This is a genomic window from Ruegeria sp. BHSA163 (assembly GCF_059613365.1).
On the sequence record NZ_JBXWSJ010000015.1, the window covers coordinates 85,372 to 91,714 of the forward strand.

The window sequence follows — 6,343 nt, forward strand, 5'->3', positions numbered from 1 at the left end:
AAATTTGAAAAATCCTTGGCTTAGCGTTCAACCTGTGGAAGGTTGAGTAACCACCGGCACCACTTTAGCAGAGAATCGCGCACTCATATGATGGAATTTCCAAACAGCGGATTCCTTTCGAAAGCTTCGGAACGGCTGCGCTCGATGCTCGCCGCCCAAGCGTCTGAGCTTACTCTGAATCGCGGTGACGTTCTTTTTGAGCAAGGCGACGAAGGAGACGCTCTTTTTGCAATTCTCGACGGCACGTTGGAAGTTTCCTTTCTAGCGATGAGCGGGCGAAAGCTGGCTCTTAGCTTGATGCGCCCTGGCGAGGTTTTTGGAGAAATCGCGCTTTTCGACAATGGACCGCGAACTGCAACAGTAACTGCGGCTGAAAAGTCTAGGGTACTAAGGGTTCGTCAGAAAGACGTGATGGACCAGATTCGCCAACACCCTGATTTGGCGGTCGATATGATCCGCCTTGCTGGACTGAGGATGCGTTGGATGGGAAGCCAATTGAACGAGCAGGTTTTCTTGCCAATGCCCGTGCGATTGGCACGTAAGCTGTTGCACCTTGCAAATTTACAAGACGACCCGTCACAGCGCATTACCTTGTCGCAGAGTGAGCTGGCAGAATTTGTCGGCGCAACGAGAGAAGCTGTGTCCAAAACTATTTCTGGCTGGAAACGCATAAATGTTGTCGAGGCCTCGCGCGGAGGTGTTCAAATTCACGACATCGCCGCCCTTCAACAGCTGGCGGAGTCAGACTTAATCTGACGAAACGTCCGGCTGTGACCGGGTTCACATACCTGTGCCTGCTTCGGCTGTAAGATGATTCCTGTTACCGTAGAAGGTCGGGTTATCATCCCCGATATCTGTCCACCGACCTCTCCCTGTACAGGAGCCATATGCCATTACAGGCATATGGCTCTATACTTTTCAAAGGTTCAAAAACCGCTGGCCAAATTAAAGTCAACTAGGTCGGAACCATCGCCCCGACCTATAGCTTCTTAACCGTGGATAGAGCGCTATTCTTCCAGGCTCAACGCAACAAACCGTGGCTCACCCCCGCGTCGAACAAGAAGAAGGAGAGATTTACGGCCAGCTTCTCTTGCCTCTTCCATGCGAGCTTCCAGGTCGCTGATCGAAGCTACCTTTTGTTGGCCAGCCTCGGTGATCACATCACCGGCACGCAACCCTTTGGCAAACGCTTCAGAGGCTTCGTCGACGTTCGAAACGACCAAGCCCTCCATTTCAGGGTCCAAACCCATGTCTTCGCGCAGTGTTTCAGTCAGTGGCGAAACCGTGAGACCCAGAATGTCCTTGTTCTCTTCATCCTGCTCCTCTATCGATTCGACTTCTTCCTCTTCCACACGTTCTGCATCTTCCCGGCGGCCCAGTGTCACCAATACGGTCTGCGTGCTTCCGTCACGGTGCACAACGACACGCACTGACTTACCAACGGTTGTTTCACCAACTTGCCGCACCAGCCCACGCGTGTCTTCAACCTCGACGCCATCAAAGCTGAGGATGACATCACCTGCTAACAGTCCCGCCTCTTTAGCTGGTCCTTCCGGAACATCGCTGATCAAAGCTCCGCCAGGCTTATCCAAGCCCATCGCTTCTGCCATGTCTTCGGTCACATCCTGAATTCGGACGCCCAACCAACCTCGACGCGTTTCACCAAATTCGCGCAGCTGGTCAACTACCTTGATGACCACATTCGACGCCATCGAAAAACCGATCCCAATAGACCCTCCATTAGGCGACAGAATCGCGGTATTAACGCCGATTACTTCTCCATCCATGTTGAATAGGGGCCCACCCGAGTTTCCACGGTTAATAGCCGCGTCGGTTTGGATATAGTCATCATAGGACCCGCTCAAAGCACGATTTCTTGCCGAAACGATTCCTGCCGATACTGAAAAACCCTGACCCAGGGGATTACCCATTGCGATAACCCAATCACCCACACGCGCGGTATCGCTGTCACCGAATGTCACGTATTTCAAAGGTCCCGTTGCTTCAACCTTAAGCAGCGCGATGTCCGTTTTTTCATCGGTTCCAATCACTTTGGCGGGCAGCTCTTTGACAGGCTGTCCGTCGCCCGGAAAAAACTCCACTAGAATTTCATCGGCCTCAGCGATCACGTGGTTGTTGGTGACGATGAAGCCATCCTCTGAAATGACAAATCCTGACCCCAAAGCGTTGCTACGGCGAGGGCGATTGTCATCGTCACCATTACGATCCTGAAATTCGCGGAAAAAATCTTCGAAAGGAGAGCCTTCCGGCACGATCCCCTGTGGGCCGGTTTGTCCTTCAACGAGTGTCGAGGTTGTAATATTCACTACCGCCGGGCTTATTTGTTCCGCTAGCGGCGCCAGACTTTCACCGCGCGCTTGCGCAGCGACTGTTTGTGCCAAAACAAGCAGAGCCCCGACAATAGTCAGCCACATTAACCGTACCATGACACTTGCATCGTCCCGCCGGACGGAAATACTGCGCGATTTCGCCTGCACTTGGGGTCTCCTTGTAGACAACTCTTACTGTGACGGCCCGAAGGCCCCCATACTTACTGACCAATGTAGTCAGTTTGTCCTAACCCGCAACTCGTGATCGCTGGGAAATCACTGTCAAGTGAAACCACAGGATCAGAAACCCATTTGATATGCTGCCCAAACCAAGACAAATCCACTGACAACGCAAAGCAAACCTGCAATTCGCCTCGCTTGCTCTGGCAAGGAACGGAGCGCTTCGAGCATGCGCTCGATTAACGAAGGGGCCAGCGCATAGGCCAGCCCCTCGACAATCAATACCAGCCCAATGGCCAGTAGGATCAAACCCATTACTGGGCCGCCTGCCCTGTGGGCGACTTTAGATAGTTGAAGAAATCGGAGTCCGGACTGAGCACCATCGAACTATTTCCCCCGCCCAGAGCCTGCTCGTAGGCCGAGAGCGAACGGTAAAATTCAAAGAACTCAGGATCTGCGCCGTAAGCTTCGGCAAAGATCGCATTTCGCTCGGCATCCGCCTCGCCTCGAATAATCTCAGCTTCGCGGCGTGCATCCGATACAAGCTCCACCACTGTCCTGTCCGCCTGCGCTCGCACACGCTGCGCCGCCTCGTTACCGCGGGCACGTTCATCAGTGGCCTCGCGTTCCCGCTCGGCCTTCATCCTATCGAATGTAGCTTCCAGGTTGGCCTGCGGCAGATCAGTAGCCTTGAGCCGTACGTCGATTACATTGACACCAAGCGCCTGTGCTTCTGCAATCGCGCTGTTACGAATTCGCAGCATCAGCGCGGCACGATCCGAACTTAGAATATCCCGAGACGAGACCGAACCCAGAACTTCACGAGTTTCTGCGCGCAAGATTCGATCCAAACGATCCTCTGCGACCGGCACTCCGCCTACACCTACGGCTTGCCGGAACTGCTCAAGATCGGCAATTCGATACCGCGCAAAAGCATCTACGACCAATCGCCGATCATCCAGAGGCGTGACTTCCAGCGGTTGAACATCAATCGACAGAATCCTGTCGTCGTAGCGAACAACTTCCTGAATTAGAGGAATTTTGAATGCCAAACCCGGCTCTTCCTTGACGGCGACGACCCGGCCAAACTGCAGGACCAAGGCGCGTTCACGTTCGTCAACGATGAAAATCGAGGACAAAACTGCAACGATGGCGACAAAAACAACCGGCAGGATTAATGTTGACTTACGCATCAGTTGCTCTCCTCAGCCTGGTTGCGACGCAATTCATTCAGCGGCAAATAAGGCACGACGCCTTGCCCTTGACCGGTTGAATTCTCGTCTAGGATAATCTTGTCCACATCACCCAACACCTGCTCCATGCGTTCGAGGTACAGGCGTTTTCGGGTCACTTCCGGAGCCTTAGAGTATTCTTCCAGGACCGCGCTGAAACGGCTTGCTTCACCCATCGCGCTGTTTATCTGCTGGGCGCGGTAGGCCTCTGCTTCCTCAAGAACCTGAGCTGCTTCACCTCGCGCCTCAGCGAGGACGCGGTTCGCATAGGCATCGGCCACGTTCTGAAGACGGTCGCGTTCTTGTGCGGCAGCCTGAACATCCCGGAATGAGGCAATTACGTCTTGCGGTGGGTCAGCTTTGTCAAAGTTCACACGGATTATGTTCACACCCGAATCGTAGCTGTCCATCGTAGACTGGATCAGCTCCTGCAATCGGTCGGCGATAATACCGCGATCTCGGTTCAGGATCGGAGCGAGCTCGCTTTGCGCGATAATCTCGCGCATCGCTGATTCCGAAACGGCCCGGATCGTCTGTCGGGGATCGCGCAAGTTAAACAGGAACTTGGCCGGGTCATTGATGTTCCACACAACCTGATAGTCAATATCGACGACATTTTCATCGCCGGTCAGCATCAAACCATCATCACTGCCACGCGCGCCGCCCATGTCCTCGGTCTGTTCGCGTGTTACTGGAATGACCTCCGCCGTTACAACTGGCCAAGGCGCGAAGTTCAGGCCTGGGTTTCCAACAGCAGAAAACTCACCCAGAAACAGTTCAACCGACTGTTCTTCGGGCTTAACTGTGTAGAAACTCGCCACTCCCCACAATATCGCTGCAGCAACTATGGCGACCGCGACAGTGCCCTTCGTAAAAGCTGGTCCACCCCCCCCGGAACCCGAACCATTGCCGCCTCGACCCGAACCGCCACGACCACCCATCAACACGCGCAGCTGTTCCTGCCCTTTTTTCATAAGCTCGTCGATTTCGGGAATCTGTGGGCCATCGCCTTCGGGGGGTTTACGCCCGTCGCCGTTGTTGCCCCGATTTCCTCCGCCGCCGGATGAGCCTCCGCCCCCCCAGGGGCCACCGCTGTTGCCCGCCATATGTGTCTGTTCCTTCATTTAGGTCCGTGTGATCACGGGGTCCCTTGTAACTTGTGTGCGCGCGCTTGCAAATCAAGCAGTGCGAACAGGTTGCCGCATCGTCACCAGTTCTTCGGCCATCACTGGATGAACCGCAACCGTTCTGTCAAAATCTTCTTTGGTTGCGCCCATCTTTACGGCGATGCCGGCCAACTGGATCATCTCTCCCGCGCCGGGTGCAACAATGTGGCAACCCAACACCTTTCGGGAAGCCTGACTGACGATCAGTTTCATAAGCACACGCTGCGTTCCCCCGGCAAATGCCTTTTGCATTGGTTTGAACGAAGTCGCGTAAACCTCGATCGGCTCTTGCTCTGCGGCCTCTTCTTCGCTGAGACCAACAGTTCCCATTTCGGGTTGAGTGAAAATCGCAGTCGGAATCAACTCGTGATCGACGGGTGTCGGATTGCCTTTGAAAATCGTTTCCACAAAGGCCACCCCCTCACGAATTGCAACAGGCGTCAGGTTCACGCGGTCGGTCACATCGCCAATCGCAAAAATCGACGGAACACCAGTTTGGCTGTACTCATCGACGATGATTTCACCTTTTCTTCCCCGCGCGACGCCCAGCGCCTCAAGGCCTAAATCATCCGAGTTCGGCGTACGTCCGGTTGCGAACATCACGACATCAAACAGCAGCTCTGATCCATTAGTCGCTTTGACCCAAATCTTGTCGCCACGCCGTTCCATCTCAAGCACGTTGGTGCCCAGATGCAGGTCAATTCCGTTTTGGCACATTTCTTCACTTATCAAGCCGCGTGCCTCATCGTCAAAACCACGAAGAATCTGAGCTCCTCGATAGAATTGCGTAGTCTTTACACCCATTCCGTTCATTATCCCGGCAAATTCACACGCTATGTAGCCGCCCCCAACGATCAGCATGGTTTCCGGCAGTTTCTCCAGATGAAATATTTCATTTGAAGTAATCGCCAGTTCCGAACCGGGAAAATCAGGTACAACTGGTCTTCCTCCGGTCGCCACCAGAATATGTTTAGCTGTCTTGCGTGCTCCATCCGCCATTTCAACTGTGTGTGCATCGACGAGGCGCGCGCGTTGATCAAATGTTTCTACGCCATTGTTTTTCAGGATGTTGCGATAGATACCTTCCAGTCGATCCAATTCTTTATGAAGCTTGCTGCGGAAGCTGTCCCAATTGAATGTCCCGGGCTCAATATCCCAGCCATAGGCCTGTGCTTCCCCAACCATACCGGCGTATTCGCTAGCAAAGACCATTAGTTTCTTTGGAACACATCCCCGAATTACGCAGGTGCCGCCATAGCGGTCCTCTTCTGCCAGCGCCACTTTGGCCCCGTTTTCGCCTGCCGCGACGCGCGCAGCACGGACGCCACCTGATCCGCCACCAATGACAAACAGATCATAGTCAAAGCTCATGCTGGTTTCCTTCGTTCAGCTCACTAAAAGTCAATGTGTATTCGGGAGCGACCTGATATCCGCC

At 53.9% G+C, this 6,343-nt stretch carries 6 protein-coding genes; 1 reads left to right on the forward strand and 5 read right to left on the reverse strand.

The window, feature by feature from the left end; translation table 11 throughout:
• The first annotated feature begins 87 nt into the window (after positions 1-87).
• Complete coding sequence (locus AC2FNV_RS09350) at positions 88-756, forward strand: Crp/Fnr family transcriptional regulator (RefSeq protein ID WP_170475782.1); 669 nt, start codon at positions 88-90, stop codon at positions 754-756.
• Between the two features lie 251 nt (positions 757-1,007).
• On the opposite strand, the gene AC2FNV_RS09355 is transcribed toward AC2FNV_RS09350, so the two are convergent.
• The 5 genes from AC2FNV_RS09355 to gor all read right to left on the reverse strand — a co-directional run bounded on the left by AC2FNV_RS09355 (position 1,008) and on the right by gor (position 6,279).
• Entirely contained in the window at positions 1,008-2,447 is a 1,440-nt protein-coding gene (locus tag AC2FNV_RS09355) for a Do family serine endopeptidase (RefSeq protein WP_174823121.1), read from the reverse strand.
• Positions 2,448-2,630: 183 nt separating this feature from the next.
• Positions 2,631-2,825, reverse strand: coding sequence for a DUF2065 domain-containing protein (locus AC2FNV_RS09360; protein WP_170475786.1), 195 nt, complete (start codon positions 2,823-2,825; stop codon positions 2,631-2,633).
• Positions 2,825-3,703 carry a protease modulator HflC gene (gene hflC / locus AC2FNV_RS09365; protein WP_170475788.1) on the reverse strand — a complete coding sequence of 293 codons (879 nt, stop codon included), beginning with the start codon at positions 3,701-3,703 and terminating at the stop codon, positions 2,825-2,827. Before hflC ends, AC2FNV_RS09360 begins: the two co-directional genes overlap by 1 nt.
• Positions 3,703-4,848, reverse strand: coding sequence for an FtsH protease activity modulator HflK (gene hflK, locus AC2FNV_RS09370; protein ID WP_170476575.1), 1,146 nt, complete (start codon positions 4,846-4,848; stop codon positions 3,703-3,705). The genes hflC and hflK overlap by 1 nt, the downstream gene beginning before the upstream one ends.
• Positions 4,849-4,920: 72 nt before the next feature.
• The gene (gor, locus tag AC2FNV_RS09375) at positions 4,921-6,279 is read right to left on the reverse strand and encodes a glutathione-disulfide reductase (protein WP_170603806.1); all 1,359 of its coding nucleotides are present in this window, start codon (positions 6,277-6,279) and stop codon (positions 4,921-4,923) included.
• Between the last annotated feature and the right edge of the window lie 64 nt (positions 6,280-6,343).

Bases quoted from the DNA above. Each gene is read 5' to 3' on its own strand.
- AC2FNV_RS09350 (WP_170475782.1), top strand. From the start codon at position 88: ATGATGGAATTTCCAAACAGCGGATTCCTTTCGAAAGCTTCGGAACGG.
- AC2FNV_RS09355 (WP_174823121.1), bottom strand. From the start codon at position 2,447: ATGGTACGGTTAATGTGGCTGACTATTGTCGGGGCTCTGCTTGTTTTG.
- AC2FNV_RS09360 (WP_170475786.1), bottom strand. From the start codon at position 2,825: ATGGGTTTGATCCTACTGGCCATTGGGCTGGTATTGATTGTCGAGGGG.
- hflC (WP_170475788.1), bottom strand. From the start codon at position 3,703: ATGCGTAAGTCAACATTAATCCTGCCGGTTGTTTTTGTCGCCATCGTT.
- hflK (WP_170476575.1), bottom strand. From the start codon at position 4,848: ATGGCGGGCAACAGCGGTGGCCCCTGGGGGGGCGGAGGCTCATCCGGC.
- gor (WP_170603806.1), bottom strand. From the start codon at position 6,279: ATGAGCTTTGACTATGATCTGTTTGTCATTGGTGGCGGATCAGGTGGC.